The sequence below is a fragment of the Trueperaceae bacterium genome, assembly GCA_036381595.1.
Classification (GTDB): domain Bacteria; phylum Deinococcota; class Deinococci; order Deinococcales; family Trueperaceae; genus DASVCN01.
Map to the genome: position 1 here is coordinate 1 of DASVCN010000040.1, position 17,343 is coordinate 17,343.

The window sequence follows — 17,343 nt, forward strand, 5'->3', positions numbered from 1 at the left end:
GAGGATGAGGGCGGCTGGGTCGAGCGCGAAACCGCGCTAGCCTTCGCCAACTACGCCGACCTCGTCACCGCCCGGCTTGGCGACCGGGTCCAGGCCTGGGCCACGCTGAACGAACCGTGGTGCAGCGCTTACCTCGGCTACACCAGTGGCGAGCATGCTCCGGGCAGACGCGACCGCAGGGCCGGTCTCCAGGCCTCCCACAATCTGCTGCTCGCTCACGGCCTTGCTCTGCCCCTGATGCGCCGCAATGCCCCTTCTGCCCAGCACGGCATCGTCCTCAACCTCAATCCGGCCTACCCGGCAAGCGACAGCGAGGCCGACAGAGCGGCGGCGAAGCGTTACGACGGTTTCTTCAACCGCTGGTACCTGGACCCGCTTCTGCGGGGCCGCTATCCGGCGGACGTCTGGGAGGGCTACGGCAGCGACGTACCGAAGGTCGAGGAGGACGATCTGAAGACGGTCTCGGCGCCGCTCGACTTCCTCGGGGTGAACTTCTACAGCCGCTCGCTACTCGCGAAGGGGAGCGGTGACTGGCCAGCGGTCGAGTTCCGCCCACCCGGCAATCCGGTTACCGCGATGGGCTGGGAGGTCTACCCGGCGGCGCTGACCGAACTGCTCCTCCGCCTCCAACGCGACTACAGCGTGCCGGAACTCTACATAACCGAGAATGGGGCCGCCTACCCGGACCGGCTCGTAGGCGGGAAGGTCGATGACCGGGAGCGGATCGCCTACCTCGACGGGCACATCCGTGCCGTCGAGCAGGCGCTTGCAGCCGGAGTCCCGGTGAAGGGGTACTTCGCCTGGAGCCTGCTCGACAACTTCGAGTGGGCCCACGGCTTCGAGAAGCGCTTCGGCCTCGTGCATGTCGATTACGTATCGCAGGAGCGAACCCTGAAGGAGAGCGCGAAGTGGTACGGGCGGAGGGTCAGCAGCGGGGCCCCGGAACCTGTCGGCTAGCTGGAGCGGGAGCGGCCGTCCGAAACCGGTCACGGTCAGGCACCTCGAGCCGGTCCCGCCCCCGGTCCGGCCCCGACCGTAGTCGCCGGCCTTGCCCCGGCTCCAACCCGCCGCGTTACCATCGGGCATGCTGACAGGCGGGGGCGAGGGCGAGACAGGTGTGACAGAACGCCAGGAACGACTTGAAGCGCTACTGGCGGCGGTCTGTCACAACACCAGTTCAGCACTGTTCGTCCAGGACGAGAACAAGGTCTGCATCTACATGAACCCGGCCGCTGAAAGGCTTACCGGGTACTCGCTGGAGGAGGTCCGCGACCGGCCCCTCCACTACCTGCTGCACCACAGTAGACCGGACGGCACTCCATATCCGATCGAGGAGTGTCCCATCGACCGCGCCCTGACGGAGAACAGGCGAACCGAGGGCGAGGAGGTGTTCGTCCGCAAGGACGGCAGCTTCTACCACGTCGAGTTCGCCACCAGTCCGCTGCGTGGCGACGGAGGCGTCGGCGGGAACCTCGTGGAGGTGCACGACATCTCGCGGCGGAAGCAGAACGAGGTGCGTGAGCGGTTCCTGGTCGAACTCAATTCGGCTCTGCAGACGATCGACGATCCCGACAGCACGGTGGCCACCGCGGCGCGGATGCTCGGTAAATTCCTCAGAGCCGACCGCTGCACCTATGTCGAGGTCGAGGAGGACGAGGACCAGTTCAGGGTGCTGGGTGACTACGTGCGGGGCGACACGCCTCACATGGTGGGACGCTACGCCATCAGCGACTTCGGGGAGGCGGCGCTGAAGCTGCTGCGGAGCAACATGCCGTTCGTAGTAGAGGACGTGCGAGCCGACGAGCGCGTGACCAGGGACGACCAGGAGGTGTACGAGAAGATCGGGGCCAGGTCGCTCATCTTCGTCCCCATGCACAAGGAGGGCCGGTTGGTGGCGGGCTTGTCGGTCCAGCAGAGGTCGGCCCGTCAGTGGCGAGACCGCGACGCCGAACTCGTCCTTACCGTTGCCAACCGGTGCTGGGAGGCGCTCGAGCGAAGCCGGGTGGCGCGGGACCTGCGCGAGAGCGAGGAGCGGCTTCGCGGAGCGCTGAGCATCGACACGGTGGGCGTCATCTTCTGGGGCGAGGATGGCGAGATCCGCGATACCAACGAGGCGTTCCAGAGGATGAGCGGACGCAGCCGGGACGAAGTGCTGGGGCTCACCTGGCGCGAACTCACCCCGCCGGAGTTCGCAGAGGTTTCGCTCAGGGCCTGGCGCCAGGTGAACGAGGTCGGCGAGATGACCCCGTACGAGAAGCGCTACTACCGGAAGGACGGTTCCACCTGGTGGGGCCTGTTCGCCGCCCGGAAACTGAACGAGTCCGAGGTGGTCGAGTACGTCCTCGACGTGTCCGAACGCAAGGAGGCCGAAGAGGAGGTGAAGCAGCTCAACGCTCAGCTCGAGCAGCGCGTGGCCGAGCGTACCGCCAAGCTGGAGGAGGCGAACCGGGAGCTGGAGGCGTTCAGCTACTCGGTCTCGCACGACCTGCGGGCGCCGCTGCGTGGCATCAGCGGCTTCAGCAAGGCGCTGCTCGAGGATTACGGCGAACAGCTCGACGATGGGGCGCGCGCCTTCGCCAGGCGGATAAAGTCTGGCGCCGAGCGCATGAACATGCTGATAGACGACATGCTCGCCTTCTCGCGGACCTCGAGGATGGACGTGCGGAGGAGCCGTGTCGACATGAGCGGTCTCGCCATCCAGGTAGCCGACGAGCTGCGCAGGGCCAGGCCGGAGCAGCAAGTGGAGCTCGACATCGAGCCCGGTCTGGTCGCTCAGGGCGACAGGAGGCAGCTGAGGATCGTCCTCGACAACCTGCTGGGCAACGCCTGGAAGTTCACTCGGGGCCGGCAACCGTCCCACATCGAGTTCGGCGCCCTAGAAGCGGAGGATGGCGCCGCGACCTTCTTCGTACGGGACAACGGCACCGGCTTCTCGATGAATTACGCGGAGAAGCTCTTCGTACCGTTCCAGCGACTACACGGTAGCGAGTTCGAAGGCAGCGGAGTTGGCCTGGCGACCGTCCAGCATGTCGTGCAGAAGCATGGCGGACGCGTCTGGGCTCAGTCGGAACCGGGCCAGGGAGCCACCTTCTACTTCACCCTTCCCCACAGCGCCTGAACAGGCGAACCTCGTCCGTCGCCCCACCCGGGTAAGAATCCCGTGAGGGAGAGGAAGATAACCTCCTCGCCGGCATGATCAAGGCACGAGAGAAGTTGTTCGAAGAGTGGGCGGCACTGGAACCGGCAAGGTGCTCGTGTGACCGGCAGGGCGGGTTCCTCGTAGGCAGCACCTACTTCCGCGCCTTCGAGGGGATCGCCAGCGACGCCATGCTCCGCCGCGAGGTCCAGCGCGCGCTGCACGAACGGGGTTGGCAGTGGCAGATCGATCTGGGCGACCCGGTCCTCGCCACCGTTCAGCCGGTCGAGACGATCGCGCCTTTCCGCGGGGCCGCTCCCGAGTACCCGGGAGAGGCTCTGCTCACCGCCTACCTGGGCGCGCTGAAGCGTAACTAGCCCGACGTCTCCGGAGGGGCGGTCGGCGCCGCAGAGGTAGCCACGTCGCCTTTCCCCTTCCCTGCGGTCCAGAAAACTGATAAGTTCTATCCACTAAAGGCGCGCCCGGTCTGGCTGGAAAGGCTCGGTGCGTCTATCCAGTGAGCAGGAGTGCGGCTGAGGCCGCGGAAGGGGACGGAATGGGCTGCTGCGACCCGAGCGAAGGCGTCAGAGCGCACAGAACCGAAACGTCGAGCGCGGGCTCGATAGACAGGCGAACGGTGCTCAAGGGGATGGCCGCGACCTTCGCAGGCATCATCCTGGGCGGAACGAACGTCGGCTTCGCGCAGAACAGGCGGATAAGGCTGGCCTTCTGCAGCCAACTCCTCTGCGTGGTTCCATACGAATTCACTCAGGCCAAGGGGTTCTTCGCCGACGAGGGCCTCGACGTCGAGCTCGTATACACCCGCGGTGGAAGCGCAGCGCTCCAGGCCCTCGTGGGCGGAGCCGTCGAATACGCCGCCACATCGTTCGACGCGGCGCTGCAGGCGTACAGCAACGGGGCCGAGATCCGCAGGTTCGCGACGACCGGCAGGCTGCCCCTGTTCGCACTGGCCACGGCACCCGACCAGGCGCAAGCGATAAACGAGATCGAAGACCTGGCCGGTAAGACCGTGGGCGTCTCGGCCCTCGGCAACGGCGACCATGTGCTGATGCTCTACCTGCTGGAGCGGGCTGGCGTCGACCCCTCCTCGATCCGCTTCGCCACCCTGGGCGTCAACCTCTACGACGCCCTCCGGCTCGGTCAGGTGGACGCCGGCTGGGTGCAGGAACCCTCGCTCACGCTCATCCGCGAAGCCGGCGGGGAAGTCCTCTTCAACGCCATGAACATCGAGCAGGCTCAGGAGTTCCTGGGCGGCGCCTACGCCTTCATGGGAGTGTCGGTCAGGGCAGAAGATATGGAGGAGCGGCTGGCAGAGATGCAGGCCCTGGGACGCGCCCTCGGCAACGGGCTGCGTGCCCTCAAGGAGGCGCGGCCGGAGGAGATCGTCGCTTCCCTGCCCACCGAGCTCATCGCCGGTGGTGACACCGCGCAGCTCGAACAGATCCTCGCCGAGCATGTCGACTCCCTCTACCCCGACAACGTCGCCATCGACGTGGAGGCGGCGGCCCGGGTGGTCGAGTCGCAGCGGACGGCGGGAGTGCTGGAGCAGGAGATAGACCTCGATCGCCTGCTGGCGACGGAAGTGTTGAGTGGCACCGGTGGCTGAAGCGATGTTGGAAGTTCGTGATCTCGAACTGGGCTACGGCGGGGAGCCCGTCCTCGAGGGCGTCGACCTGACGATCGGCACCGGCGAGTTCGCAAGCCTCGTGGGCCCGTCGGGCTCGGGCAAGAGCTCCGTGCTCCGCGCCATCACCGGACTGCAGCGGCCCGAGGCCGGGGAGATCGACCTGGGCGTCGACCGTGAACACCTGGGCATCCTGTTCCAGGACGATGCGCTGCTGCCTTGGCGCACCGTTCGCCAGAACGTGGCTCTGGGACTGAAGATGAGGGGCGCCTCGAGAACCGCCGCCGCCGAGCGGGCCGATACCTGGCTCGAGCGCCTCGGCCTGGCCGGTCTGGGCGACAGGTTCCCGCGTCAGCTCTCGGGCGGTCAGCGCAAGCGCGTCGCGCTTGCTCAGGTGCTGGCTCTCCAGCCCCGGCTGCTGTTGATGGACGAGCCGTTCGCTTCGCTCGACGCGATCGTCAGGCGCCGCATCACCCAGGACCTGCTCGAGTGGGTCGAACGCGAGCGACTCACGGTGCTGCTCGTCACCCACGACCTCGAAGAGGCCGTGAGCCTCTCCGACACCGTGCACCTGCTCTCGCGCGGCCCTCGCGCTCAGATCCGCGACAGCATCGACGTACCGATCCCGCGGCCGAGGGACCTGGTCGAAGTGCGCACCCACCCCGCCTACGCTCCCCTCCTGCGCAGACTCTGGAACGGTTTGGCGGACGAGGTCGAACCGGGGACCCAGAAGACCGGACTGGTGGAAGCATGAGGGCCGGCACCATCACGGGAACCAGCAAGCGAACCAAGCTGGCCCGGCGCCTCGGCGCCACCCTCCTGCTGCTCGCCATCTGGGAAGTGCTCTCACGCACCGGCGTATTCGATCCGTTCTACATGCCGGCGCCCACGCGTGTCTTCGCCACACTCGGCGAACTCTTCGCCGACGGCAGCATCTGGTCACACCTGCAGGCGACCTTCACGGCCGCGCTGGGCGGACTCCTCGTGGGACTGATAGTGGGGGCGTTGTTGGGATTCCTGGCGGCGCTGGTGCCGATCCTCTCCGAACTGCTCGAGCCGGTGATGATCCTGCTCAACGCGATCCCCAGGGTGATCCTCGCCCCGCTCTTCATCATCTGGCTGGGCATCGGGATCGGGTCGAAGATCGCTCTTGCCTTCGTGCTGGTCGCCGTGCTCACCTTCTTCGCCGTCTACAACGGAATCCGCGAGGTGGATGTGCGGCTCGTCGAGCGGGTACGGACGCTGGGCGGCAACTGGTGGGACCTGGTGCGGGAGGTCTATCTTCCCTCGGTCACCTCCTGGGTGCTGGGCAACCTGCGGGTAGCGGTCGGTCTCGCCTTCACAGGCGCCGTGGTGGGTGAGTTCGTGGCCTCGTTCCGAGGCCTCGGCTACCTGCTCTCCTTCGCCCAGAGCCAGTTCAACGCGCCCCTCACGATCGCCCTGATCGTGCTCATCATGACGTTCGTCCTGATACTGTTCGCTCTTGCCGGTCTCATCGAACGACGACTGCTCGCCTGGAGGTATAGATGAAGGTCGCCTACGTATTCAGCACGTCCGGACATACCGCCAGCTACAAACTGGGCAAGATGATCCTGCCTCAACTCGAGGAGGATCGTCATGGCGCCGAGGTGGTGGGGATGTTCTTCTTCGACGACAACACATTCGTGCTTCGTGAGGGCGACCCGTTGGGCGAGCGGCTCGCGGAAGTCGCTCGCGACAAGGGAATCATGCTGATGATGTGCGACCAGTGTGCCGAGGAACGCGGCTTCGCCAAGCGCAACTCCGACGGCAGCTGGCAGGTCACCGGGGCGGTTGACGGCGTGAGAGTCGGCTGCTTCCCGGATCTCTACGGCGCGCTCGCCGGCAACCCCCCGGACCAGGTGATAACCCTCTAGGGCCGGCAACCCCCCGGACCAGGTGATAACCCTCTAGCGAAGATCGGCGCAGAAGCCTGCGCTAGCTCCGGTTAGAGTGGCCCGTGCACCTCGCCGCCGCCAGCGATCTGGCCCGGGAGCTGATGGACGTGAACGGTCTCTCGGCCTGGGATTTCGCCTTCGATAGAGCCAGGAGGCGCCTTGGCGCCTGTTGGCCCACCCGTCAACGGATCACCCTTTCCCGGCAATTCGTCGAGCTCAACGACGAAGCGCTGGTGCGGGACGTGATCCTCCACGAGATAGCCCACGCCCTCACTCCCGGGGACGGTCACGGGCCCCGCTTCAAGCGGAAGGCCCGGGAGCTGGGTTGCAATCCCGCCGCCTGCGTCTCGGAAGCGGCGTTCAACGCCGCTCCGCCCCGCTTCATCCTCGAGTGCCCCCACTGCGGCCGGACCTGGCCTCGCTACAGGCGGCCCTCGGCCCGCCTCGTTTGCCGTTCCTGCCAGCTGGAGTTGCGGGACCGGGTCGGTGAACTCAGGGTCGGAAGAGCGGCCTGAAGCGGGTGACGTCTACCCACGACCAACGCCGTAGCTTCTGCATCATGAAGTAGGCGCCCGGGCCTCGTGCCGGTCGCGGGTTCGAGCGGGGGGACCATGAAGAAGCTACTTGCGATCGCCGGCATAGTCGTGCTCGGCGGCTTGATCGCACTGCAGATCGTCACGTTACGGGAGCGCAGAGTCGCAGCGCCGGTCGATGAGCACTCCACCTGGCAGGAGCAGGTGCTGGCATCGGCGGAAGAGATGGGGATAGAACCCACTTTCCCCGACGGCTCGGTCATCTCGGACCAGGGGGCCACCGGCTATCAGGTCGCCTACCTCATCGACAAGATGCTCACCGCGGCCGACGAGCGCACCAGCTGCAGCGACCCCGACCTGGGCTACGCCGATCCCAGCTACGCCTTCATCGACGTGCCCGAGGACCACTGGGCGCAGTCGGCGGCGCAGCGGGCCGCGAAGCTGGGCGTCCGTGAGGCGTTCCCCGAGGGGCGGTTCGAAGGCGGAGAGTACCTGACCGGCTTCCAGGCGCTGCTGCTGGTCACCAGAGCGATGGAGACGGTGGAGGCGAGGATCGACTGCGTCGCGATCGCCGGCGGAGGCTTCGCCCGGGTCGACCAGGAGAGCGCTCCTGCCGGCCTGAACGAGCTGGCAGCGCGCCTCGAGGAGAGCCTGTTGGCGGGCCTCGAGCAGAGGCTCGCGCGACTGAGGCCCGAGCTGGTAGCTCAGATTACGGCCGTTCTGGCGGAGGAGCTTGAAGGGATGGTAGCGAGCGCCGTCGGCGACAGTGCCGTCGTCGGGCCGCCCGGTCCGCCCGGTCCGCCGGGTCCGCCGGGACCCCAGGGGCCGCCCGGACCGGCGGGACCGCCGGGGCCGGCAGGTGAGGAGGGCGAGCGTGGACCGCCCGGCCCACAGGGGCCTCAGGGTCCACAGGGCCCTCCTGGTCCGCAGGGACCGCAGGGCCCGCCGGGCGAAGATGGCCGTGATGGAGGAGGTGGCGGCGCTGGCGGAGGTGGCGGCGGTGGCGATCGCGACGACGGGGGTCGCGGTCGCGGCAGAGGTCGGGGAGAGCACGACTAGTTCGCTGAGACCCGGATCGGGTCGACCGGCGTTCTGCTGTCGGTTCTGGTCCCGATCAGGCTGCTTCGAGCACTGCCCGCAGCCGGCTGCCCTTGCGGGGCGGGAACTTCAGGTGCTCGAGGATCGCCTTCAGGTCGGTCCGGTCGAAGCTCAGGATCCGCTCCTCGTCGACCAGGCGGTTGTGGATCAGGTCTTGCAGCAGGTGCTTGATCCCGCGCAGCAGTTCGTAGACGCTAACGGAAGCGTGCTGGTACATGTCCGCGAGCGCCTGCTGCAGGTAGGAGCGGGCCTGCGAAACCACCTGACGGAAACGCTCCTGCTCGCTGCGCGACTGAACCTTCACCGCGTTCACGAGGCGCTTCACGCACCCCAGGGTGCTCTCGATCGCGGGCCGGAGGGCGCTGAAGTAGCTGGCAGCGTCAGGACCGACCGACGGAAGCAGCTTCGTGGCAGACTCGTAACCATCTATCAGTTGCAGTAGTTCGCGCTTCGGATCGTTCATAGGGGCAAGGCCGGCTCCTCGCCAGCGACTGACAGTCTACCCAACCTGCTGATCGACGCTGTGAAGGATTTCGACTTCGGGCCCGGACGCGGGATCCCGGCGGGCGAGCGCCTTGCGGTCCCTCTGCCGGCCCCCGGAGCGCGTTCCGTGAGGCGCGCGCCTCCGCTTCTTCGCCGCGATCCCCGTGCGGATATCATGGCCACTCATGGAGGAACCGGATACCAGCCGGCGAACGCCGAGGGTTTGCGTGGTCGGGTCGGCCAATACCGACCTCATCGCGCGGATCGAGCGTGTGCCCGAGCCGGGTGAGACGATCATGGGCACGGAGTTCCGGATCGGATTCGGCGGCAAGGGCGCGAATCAGGCGGTGATGGCGGCGAGGCTGGGGGCACACGTCGTCGCCGTCGTGAAACTCGGCCGCGACCAGTTCGGCGATAGCACGGTTCGCAACTTCGAGGAGCAGGGGATCGACATCTCCCACGTCAGCCTCGTGGATGGAGTGTCGTCGGGCGTGGCGCCGATCATGGTCGAGGAGGAGAGCGGCCAGAACCGGATCGTCGTCATACCCGGAGCCAACGCCACGCTCTCGCCGGCCGATGTTCGAGCCGCGGCTGAAGACGTCAGGAACTGTGACGTCCTCATCTGCCAGCTGGAGACGCCGCTGGCCGCCACCGTCGAGGCGTTCAGGATCGCGCGCGAGGGCGGTGCGATGACAGTCCTGAATCCCGCACCGGCCGCTCCGCTGGGCGAAGAGGTCCTTGCTCTGACCGACGTGCTCGTGCCGAACGAGTCGGAAGCCGAGGCCCTCACCGGCATGCCCGTAGGTAGCGTCGCGGAGGCGCTATCAGCAGCGCGCTCTCTGCGGGAGAAGGGACCGATCAACGTGGTCGTGACCCTGGGCGAACGGGGAGCGGTAGGGATCGACCGTGACGGCGAGGAGCTCCGCGTCGAGGCCGAGCCTGTCCGGGCCGTGGACAGCACCGGTGCGGGAGACGCCTTCGTCGGGTCGCTCGCCTACTTCCTCGCCACCGGGTTCGGCTTGCGCGCGGCCACCGAGCGTGCCTGCCGCATCGCTACTCGGACCGTCCTGGCGCATGGGACGCAGAGTTCATTCCCGAGCCGGGAGGAGCTGGACGACTTCTCCTAAGGCTGCTGCTCGACGTAGAACTCTGCGACGTAATACTCGCTTCCGAACGGGTCTTGGACCATCAAGCTGTCGTAATACTCACCGGAGTCCCGGAGATCGCCGTTACCGTTGTCGTCAGACCCCACTTCGAGCAGCATCCCCGGTGCGACGTAGCCGGCTACGAACTGTTCCTCGGCAGGAACCGGGAAATCGCCTGACGGGGACCTGAGCTTGAACCAGCGGGGATAGGCGGAGGGGTCGGCCGCAGCTCGGACGGCGGCAGCAGCGTCGATGCGTCCATAGCCGAACTCGTCATCGCGCCCGGGAGAGCCGAGGTCGACGCTGGTTTCGGCGAGGATCGCGCTCACCTGGAACGGCGACAGTGTGCGGTCGACGGAGAGTACCAGCGCGGCGGCCGCCGCGACCGCCGGACTGGCCATGCTCGTCCCGCTCATCTGCTGGTAGCCGTAGGAGGTGCCGTCGTGAGCTGTGCTCCAGATCTGAGCGTAACCGTCGCCCCCTGGGGCGCTGACGAATATCTCAGGACCGTAGGCGCTGTACGACGCGCGGTCGTCGTAGACGTTGGTCGCCGAGACAGCGATCACCTCGGGGTGAGCGGCCGGGTAGAGCACCGGCCCGGCCGGATCGTTGCCTGCCGAAGCCACCATGGTGATGCCCGCGGCGTAGGCCCTTTCGATGGCGTCCTCGAGAGTCGTGCTGGTGTAGGGACCGCCGAAACTCATGTTGATCACTTCGGCCTCGGAGCTGGCCACGATCAGGTCGATCGCCTCCGCCGCCGTGAAGGTGCTCACCACGCACGCCCCGTTGCTCTCGAACCCGACGTTGTAGAGCACCAGACCTGCTGCTGGGGCGATCCCGGCGACGCCGGTACCGTTGTCGGTCTCCGCTGCTGCGATGCCTGCGACGTGGGTTCCGTGAGTGCCGCAGTTGCTGGTCGGGTCGTCGACGAGGTTCCGGAAGCTGACGACCTTGCCGTCGAGGTCCGGATGCCCAGGGTAGAGCCCGTTGTCGAGGATGGCGATGCGGATATCTGTACCGTCGGCGGTCGTCCAGGCCTCCTCTGCGTTCAACTTCTGCGGGGCCCATTGACTATCCCAGAGCGGATCGCTGGTGAGGAGCTCGAGTTCCTGGTCCGGCTCCACATAGCTGACGCGCGGGTCTCTCGCCAGCCTCTCCGCAGCTCCTCGCATGTTCGAGGCTTCGACGAGAGCCACGTTGCCCAGAGGCAAGATCGATCGCAACCGAGCGCCTCCCTGGGCGGCGATGTCTGCGGCCATGGCGCGGCGTTCACTGGCGCTGGCGGTACCGGCTCCGTTCTGTGTGGGCTGCAGGCCCACCAGGAGCCGGCCCGCTCCTGTAGGGATCGCAGCGGTCGAGAGGGTAGAGAGGTTCCGGCTGGCGGGCGCCGGACCCGGCACGATCGATCCCCGGAGCCTTGGAAACGAGAAGATGACTCGCAGGTACTCCCTGGAACCACCGTACGGGGTTACGGAAAGCATGGCAGAGTACGACCCCGGCTCGAGGGCCGAGGGGTCTACCGAAAGATGAACGGTCGCATCGCCGAATCCACTGGTGGGCGTGGCCCGCAGCCAGGGCGCGTCGCTCTCGAGCTGCCAGTAACCGGTGGCTCGCAGCTGCACCTGCTCGTCCAGTTCGCCTGGCATGTCGACCGTCCCGACGATCAGCCCGGGCCTGTCGGTGTCGGGGATGAGTAACTGGCAGCCCGTCAGGGCCACAGAGATGACGACGAGGGCAAGCAGGGGCTTCATCAGTTTCATTCGAGACTCCGGAACCGCCGTGCAAGCGCTGTCGCAGAGCGGACGGCACAAGGGTAGCTAGGCGCGGGGGCGTGCCGTGGTCGAAGAATCCACACCGGGGGCCAGGGGTGAAGGTTCGATTAAGGGAACGGCGGCGAGTGTAGCCTTCCATCCGGTTCCATCAGCCGGTCGCTTCTACCTTTGCGCTGAATAGCGTGATCCGGATCGGAGGATCCGTTGCCTCGAGTTGTAGGCCACTGGCCGTTCCTGACGGCGCTCGTGCTGCCCCTCCTGCTCGCCTCGTGCTTCCCCTTGCTGCCCTCGCAAGGCGGCGGACAAACCGAGTTCGAGGCGCCCAGGCGACTCCAGCCGGCCGATGTGCGGTTGCCGGACGGCTACGAGATCGAGGTGGTGGCGACCGGCCTCGACCTGCCAACCGGCGTGGCGTTCGACGATCAGGGACGAATCTATGTGCTCGAAGCCGGTTACTCGTACGGCGAGCTCTTCAGCGAGCCGCGACTGCTGCGCCTCGAACCGGAGGGCCCGCCCACCGTGGTCGCTACCGGTGACAACCCTCCCTGGAACGGGGTCGTCTTCGCCGATGGCGCCTTCTACGTCGCCGGCGGTCATGTGGACGGTGGCGAGATCCTCCGGATCGGGCTCGACGGAACGGTCGAAACGGTTGTCGGCGGTCTGCCCAGCTACGGCGATCATCACACCAACGGTCCGCTGGTGAGCGAGGATGGCTGGATCTACTTCGGTCAGGGGACCGCCACCAACTCAGGTGTAGTGGGCCCTGACAATTTCGATTTCGGCTGGCTGCCGCGGAACCCCGACTTCCACGACGTGCCCTGTGAGGAGATCACCCTTGCGGGGCGCAACTTCCGGAGCGGCGATCCGCTCACCGAGGCGGAGGAGCAGGTCTTCACCGGCGCCTACCTGCCGTTCGGCGAAGCCAGCAGCGAAGGCCAGGTGATCCCCGGCGAGGTGCCGTGCAACGGTGCGATCATGCGGGTCCGGACCGATGGGAGCGGACTCGAAGTCATCGCCTGGGGCCTGCGCAATCCGTTCGGACTGGCTTGGGACGGGAGCGGCGACCTCCTCGTGACCGAGAACAGCTTCGACGAACGGGGCAGCCGCCCTGTATTCGGGACCGGTGACCTGCTGTGGCGGATCGAACCCGGTAGCTGGTACGGGTGGCCCGATTTCTGGGCGGGTCGTCCGCTTACGGACGAGGAGTGGTTCTCTTCTCCCGGCGATGAAGCGCCCGGCTTCCTCCTCGCGGAACACCCTCAGGACCCGCCCGAACCGCTCGCCTTCCTGGGCGTGCACTCCTCCTCCAACGGGTTGGACGTCTCCCGCTCCAGGGAGTTCGGCTACCTGGGCGACGCCTTCATTGCCCAGTTCGGCGACATGTCACCCAACGTAGGGAAGGTGCTCGAGCCGGTTGGCTTCAAGGTCATCCGCGTCGACGAGCAGGGCCGAGTGTTCGACTTCGCCATGAACCGGGGCGCGCAGAACGGGCCGGCGTCGAGGCTCGGCACCGGGGGGCTGGAGCGGCCGGTTGCGGCCCGCTTCGACCCGCGCGGCCGATCGCTCTACATAGTCGACTTCGGGGTCATGACCATAGCCAACGGAGAGGCGCAACCGCGCCCTGGCACGGGAGTCGTGTGGCAGGTCACGCGAGAGGGTGCCGACTAGGTGAAGCGCCTCGTCCTCGTCTCGAGTCTGACCGCACTACTGGTCTCGTGCGGGCCGGCGTTCGAGCGTCCGATGGTCACCGGTCCGCTGGCGGCCAGCGACTCGCGCGTGGCCCAGGGCGAAAGAGTCTTCTACGAGAACTGCCACGCCTGTCACCCTCACGGTGGCCGCGGCATCGGTAAGGGCGTGGCCGACAGGCCGCTCCCGGCGTTCGCCGTACGCCTGCAGGTCCGTCACGGCCTGGGCGAGATGCCGGCCTTCAGCGAGGAGGAGATCGACGCGGAAGAGATGGACGCCCTGCTCGCCTACCTGAGCGAACTGCGCATGGTCTGGGCCGCCGAAACGCCCTGAGGCTCAACGATTCGCGCCCACTCCCACCTCGCCGCAAGCCAGCGGTTCGCCCTCGCCCCCTTCCGGGTAGATGTAGAGGAAGAAGTCGCCCTCGGCCACCTGCTCGAACGACATCGAAACCTCGCTGATGCTCACGAACGGATCTTCCGGCACGTTACCCACCGGAGCGAGTTCGGCCACCCGTTCACGGTCGGGTCCGCAGTCACCGGCGAAGAGTACGGGCTGGTAGAAGACGCCCGGGTTTATGCCCACCGCCGTCACCACGAAGGTCGTACCTCCACCCACCTCTTCGGTGACGTTGAGCGTTCCGCTGATGCCACTTGCCTCGACCGGGAAGAGCTGGTAGCTAACGCTCCTGAGTCCCCTCTGCGCTTCCGGAGGAGGCGCCTCCTCCTGGGCCGAAGCGACGGCTGCAAGGAGCAGGACCGCTCCCACCACTGTCCGAAGGGTACGGTCGAGTCTCGTTTGGGACTTCGCCATCATCTCTCCACCTCCATCTACGGCTAGGGCTCGCCGAGTTCGTCCAGGGTCACCGGAGGCGGGAGCAGCCGTTCGTTCACGGGCCGACCGACGCTCAGCGGCCGCACGGCATCTGGATCCAGCGAGTAGGAGTCGGCAGCGCTCATGTCGACCTGGTATCCCATGTCGGCGAGGGCCCCGACAGTGAGCCGACTCAGTCTCGCGTCGCTGGTGAGGTAGCCGGTCATCAGTTCGTTGTGGAAGGTCTCGAAGTCCCAGTGGCTGCAGGCGGTGCCCGGCACCGCGTTGTTCTCGACCGGGACCGGGCCACTGCCTCCCAGTCTCGAATACTGCTCGTTGGCTGAGTCACCGGTGAACTCGACGGTGAAGCTCTCCATGCACTCGGCTCGGTCGTAGTCGAGCAGATCGCGTCGCTGCCAGCCTGCCTGGCTCAGGTCGAGAACGTGCCCCAGTTCGTGGAGTACGACGGTGTACATGTCGCCGGTGCTCGAGAGGTTGTCGACGTCGCTGGAGTCGATGAGTACCATGCCCACGAGCGGGAAGCCGTCGGCACGGAGTATGCAGGCTCCCGCCATGCCCACGACTCCGCCCGGTCCGTCGAGGTCCTCGATGCCGGCGAAGAGCAGCAGGTCGTCGATCACGCCCCCGTAGCTGTAGCCGTTGCAGTACCGCTCGACGTGGTTCGCCTCCACGAACGTATCGTGGAGGTCGCCCACCACCACCTGTGACCAACGTTGGGCGGCCCGCTCGAACTCCGCCTGCTGCTCAGGGCTCATCTCCCCGGTATAGCGCACCCGCATCTCGAAGCCCACACCGCTCGAAGGCATCGGCAACACCGGCTGGCTACCGCAGCCGACGAGCAGCAACAGCAGCGTGAGCAGGGATAGATGGCGAAGCCGAGCGGCACTCGGCGATATCGGTCGTTGCGGCGACAGGATGTTCAACGTTTTGCCCCCCGGCTTGACGCCTCCTTCAGTCTGGGACACGACCGGGAGCGAGGACCCGGCATCGGTCACGCCGCGGTTGCTGCTCCTGCGCGGAAGTAGCGGCTGGAATCGTGGCTGTACCAGCGGAATCCGGCCGTGAGCCCCGTACCATGCGGGTCAGTACGGGGGAGGCCTAGTGGACCAGGAAACGCGACAGCAACGACGATTCGACCTGAGGTTCGCGCTCAGCTGGCTCGGCCTGATCCTCCTCGGCCTGGCGATCGTGGCACTCCTCTGGTACGGAGGCAAGGTGTTCCTGCTCGTGTTCGCGGGAATCCTGGTCGCGGTCGTGATCAGGGCGCCGACCGGCTTCCTCGTCAGGGTTACGGGGATGCCCGACAAACTCGCCTACGCGCTGGTCCTGCTTCTGCTTCTGGCGGTCCTTGTGGGCTTCGGCATGCTCGTGGGTCCGAAGGTGCTCAACCAGGCCGGCCAGTTCAGTGAAAGGGTCCCCACGATCGTCGATAACGCTCGCGACTACCTCGAGTCACGCTCCTGGGGTCGCTGGATAGTCGATCAGCTGGGGCTCGCCGGGGGCGGAGGAGACGCCGGTGGGCAAGCTGCCGGGGGCGGCCAGGAACTCGGTGCGGCCGCCGGTGCGCCGGATCGTGGTGCTGCAGATGCGGGTGCGGCGGACGCGGGTGCGGCGGATGGGGGCGCGGCGGACGCGGGCGCGGCGGCCGAGCGGGCCCTGCCCCCGAGCCAACCGGGCGCCAACGGTGGACCCGGCGCCGGTGCCGGTGCCGGGCAAGGCGGCCAGGAGCAGGCTGCCGCTGCTCAGCCGCAAGCTGGCGGGCCGGCGGGTGGCGACAACGGCGGGGGCATGGCGGTGGCCAGCGTGGCCTCCAGGGTCACCGGGATAACCAGTGCGATCATGACCACCCTCGCCCACCTCGCACTGGTCGTGGTCCTCGGCCTTTTCCTCGCGGTGAATCCGGGCCTCTACCGACGCGGCCTGGTGAGGCTCTTCCCTGCGGAAGCGCAGCAACGGGCCGGTGAAGTGGTGGACGAGCTGGGCCGTACCCTCACGTACTGGTTGATGGGTCAGCTCGCGCTCATGTTCATCACCGGCCTGTTGACCGGAATCGGCCTGCTGATCCTCGGCATCCCGCTGGCCCTCGCGCTGGCCTTCTTCGTATTCCTGATGGAGTTCATCCCGTTCGTGGGACCGATAATCGGTTTCATCCCGATCCTCATCATGGCGGCTACGAAGGGCGGCTCGACGGTCCTGTGGGCGCTCGTGCTCTACCTGGCCGTTCAGCAGATCGAAGGCAATATCCTCACGCCGCTCATCCAGCAGAGGGCGGTCGCGCTACCGCCGGCGCTCACGGTCTCGGCGGTATTCCTGGGCGGCGCCCTGTTCGGACCGATCGGCGTCATCCTGGCGACACCGCTGATCGCGGTGGTCTACGTGCTCGTCAAGATGCTCTACGTCCACGACTCCCTCGGCCAACGAGTCGATGTGCCGGGCAAGACCGAAGCGGTCTAGGCAAAGGCCTTAGGCCCTTCGGCGGCAACGAGACCGTCATCGGCGGCCGTGGGTCGGGTCAGCGGCCCTGTACGCCGCCGACACCGCGGCCTTTTCGCCTGCGGCTCAGGAGGCGTACGCCGAACACGATGAGCGCGAGCACGGCCACTCCAGCGAGCACCGGGGCGATGAACGACAGGACCGTCAGCAGAACCGCGCTCACCCACTCGCCCGTGGCGACTATCGGGTTCCCCAGGCCGGCCGTCGTTCCTGTCGAGGTGGCTCGGGTAAGGGAGGTGAACATCTGGACGGTGCCGGCTGCGCCCCCGCCCACGATCGCCGCGGCGGTCCAGTCGAGCCAGGGAGCCACGTCGGGGAAAACGGTTCCGGCAACCAGGGTGCCTGCCACCAGGGCAGCGGGAGTAGCGACGGCGTCGAGCAGGTTATCGACGAACGGCACGTAGAAGGCGATCAGCTCGGCGAAGGTTGCCACCCCGAGGAGGGCCAGCGCAGTAGGATTCTCCAGCCAGCCGGCCTCACCCGGCAGGTCGATCCAGCCGAGCTGGTGGCCAAGCGCCATCATGAGCGGCGGAACGAACACCCGGAAACCGGTGGCGGCCGCCAGGCCGATGCCCAGCAGGATGAGCGCGATCGGCTCCATC

The 17,343-nt window shown here is 67.0% G+C and carries 18 protein-coding genes; 13 read left to right on the forward strand and 5 right to left on the reverse strand.

The genetic code is table 11. The features are described 5' to 3' along the window. The 9 genes from VF168_13410 to VF168_13450 form a co-directional block, all read left to right on the forward strand. Nucleotides 1-957 (forward strand): family 1 glycosylhydrolase (locus tag VF168_13410; protein ID HEX7005176.1); only part of this gene is annotated, 957 nt, incomplete at its 5' end. A gap of 127 nt (nt 958-1,084) precedes the next feature. Next, nucleotides 1,085-3,118 carry a PAS domain S-box protein gene (locus VF168_13415; GenBank protein ID HEX7005177.1) on the forward strand — a complete coding sequence of 678 codons (2,034 nt, stop codon included), beginning with the start codon at nt 1,085-1,087 and terminating at the stop codon, nt 3,116-3,118. Nucleotides 3,119-3,192: 74 nt separating this feature from the next. Beyond that, nucleotides 3,193-3,513: a hypothetical protein gene (locus tag VF168_13420; protein ID HEX7005178.1), complete on the forward strand. Its 321-nt coding sequence runs from the start codon at nt 3,193-3,195 to the stop codon at nt 3,511-3,513. Nucleotides 3,514-3,773: 260 nt separating this feature from the next. After that, on the forward strand, nt 3,774-4,763 hold the full coding sequence (locus VF168_13425) for an ABC transporter substrate-binding protein (protein HEX7005179.1): 990 nt from the start codon (nt 3,774-3,776) through the stop codon (nt 4,761-4,763). Beyond that, complete coding sequence (locus VF168_13430) at nt 4,756-5,535, forward strand: ABC transporter ATP-binding protein (protein HEX7005180.1); 780 nt, start codon at nt 4,756-4,758, stop codon at nt 5,533-5,535. The genes VF168_13425 and VF168_13430 overlap by 8 nt, the downstream gene beginning before the upstream one ends. Further along, the gene (locus tag VF168_13435) at nt 5,532-6,311 is read left to right on the forward strand and encodes an ABC transporter permease (protein ID HEX7005181.1); all 780 of its coding nucleotides are present in this window, start codon (nt 5,532-5,534) and stop codon (nt 6,309-6,311) included. Before VF168_13430 ends, VF168_13435 begins: the two co-directional genes overlap by 4 nt. Continuing rightward, nucleotides 6,308-6,676: a SaoD/DsrE family protein gene (locus tag VF168_13440; GenBank protein HEX7005182.1), complete on the forward strand. Its 369-nt coding sequence runs from the start codon at nt 6,308-6,310 to the stop codon at nt 6,674-6,676. The genes VF168_13435 and VF168_13440 overlap by 4 nt, the downstream gene beginning before the upstream one ends. 83 nt (nt 6,677-6,759) lie before the next feature. Then, nucleotides 6,760-7,212, forward strand: coding sequence for a SprT-like domain-containing protein (locus VF168_13445; GenBank protein ID HEX7005183.1), 453 nt, complete (start codon nt 6,760-6,762; stop codon nt 7,210-7,212). Between the two features lie 96 nt (nt 7,213-7,308). Next, nucleotides 7,309-8,289 (forward strand): hypothetical protein, encoded by a 981-nt coding sequence (locus VF168_13450; protein ID HEX7005184.1) that lies wholly within the window; start codon nt 7,309-7,311, stop codon nt 8,287-8,289. Nucleotides 8,290-8,344: 55 nt separating this feature from the next. On the opposite strand, the gene VF168_13455 is transcribed toward VF168_13450, so the two are convergent. Then, a complete protein-coding gene (locus tag VF168_13455; protein ID HEX7005185.1) occupies nt 8,345-8,791 on the reverse strand; it encodes a hypothetical protein in 447 nt (148 codons plus the stop codon). A 205-nt stretch (nt 8,792-8,996) separates the two neighbouring features. Here VF168_13455 and rbsK point away from each other — a divergent pair, with 205 nt between their 5' ends. Beyond that, nucleotides 8,997-9,938 carry a ribokinase gene (rbsK, locus tag VF168_13460; GenBank protein ID HEX7005186.1) on the forward strand — a complete coding sequence of 314 codons (942 nt, stop codon included), beginning with the start codon at nt 8,997-8,999 and terminating at the stop codon, nt 9,936-9,938. Here the strand turns inward: rbsK and VF168_13465 are convergent. Further along, entirely contained in the window at nt 9,935-11,716 is a 1,782-nt protein-coding gene (locus VF168_13465) for a S8 family serine peptidase (protein ID HEX7005187.1), read from the reverse strand. The genes rbsK and VF168_13465 overlap by 4 nt on opposite strands. A 216-nt stretch (nt 11,717-11,932) precedes the next feature. On the opposite strand from VF168_13465, the gene VF168_13470 reads away from it, so the two are divergent. Continuing rightward, nucleotides 11,933-13,396 (forward strand): hypothetical protein, encoded by a 1,464-nt coding sequence (locus VF168_13470; GenBank protein HEX7005188.1) that lies wholly within the window; start codon nt 11,933-11,935, stop codon nt 13,394-13,396. After that, a complete protein-coding gene (locus VF168_13475; GenBank protein ID HEX7005189.1) occupies nt 13,397-13,747 on the forward strand; it encodes a cytochrome c in 351 nt (116 codons plus the stop codon). 3 nt (nt 13,748-13,750) lie between these two features. On the opposite strand, the gene VF168_13480 is transcribed toward VF168_13475, so the two are convergent. Beyond that, nucleotides 13,751-14,230, reverse strand: coding sequence for a hypothetical protein (locus tag VF168_13480; GenBank protein HEX7005190.1), 480 nt, complete (start codon nt 14,228-14,230; stop codon nt 13,751-13,753). A gap of 20 nt (nt 14,231-14,250) precedes the next feature. Continuing rightward, nucleotides 14,251-15,171, reverse strand: a complete 921-nt coding sequence (locus VF168_13485) for a leishmanolysin-related zinc metalloendopeptidase (protein HEX7005191.1) — start codon at nt 15,169-15,171, stop codon at nt 14,251-14,253. Nucleotides 15,172-15,349: 178 nt separating this feature from the next. Here VF168_13485 and VF168_13490 point away from each other — a divergent pair, with 178 nt between their 5' ends. Beyond that, nucleotides 15,350-16,702, forward strand: a complete 1,353-nt coding sequence (locus tag VF168_13490; protein HEX7005192.1) for an AI-2E family transporter — start codon at nt 15,350-15,352, stop codon at nt 16,700-16,702. Nucleotides 16,703-16,760: 58 nt separating this feature from the next. Here VF168_13490 and VF168_13495 read toward each other — a convergent pair whose 3' ends face one another. After that, nucleotides 16,761-17,342 carry a DUF4126 domain-containing protein gene (locus tag VF168_13495; GenBank protein ID HEX7005193.1) on the reverse strand — a complete coding sequence of 194 codons (582 nt, stop codon included), beginning with the start codon at nt 17,340-17,342 and terminating at the stop codon, nt 16,761-16,763. Between the last annotated feature and the right edge of the window lies 1 nt (nt 17,343).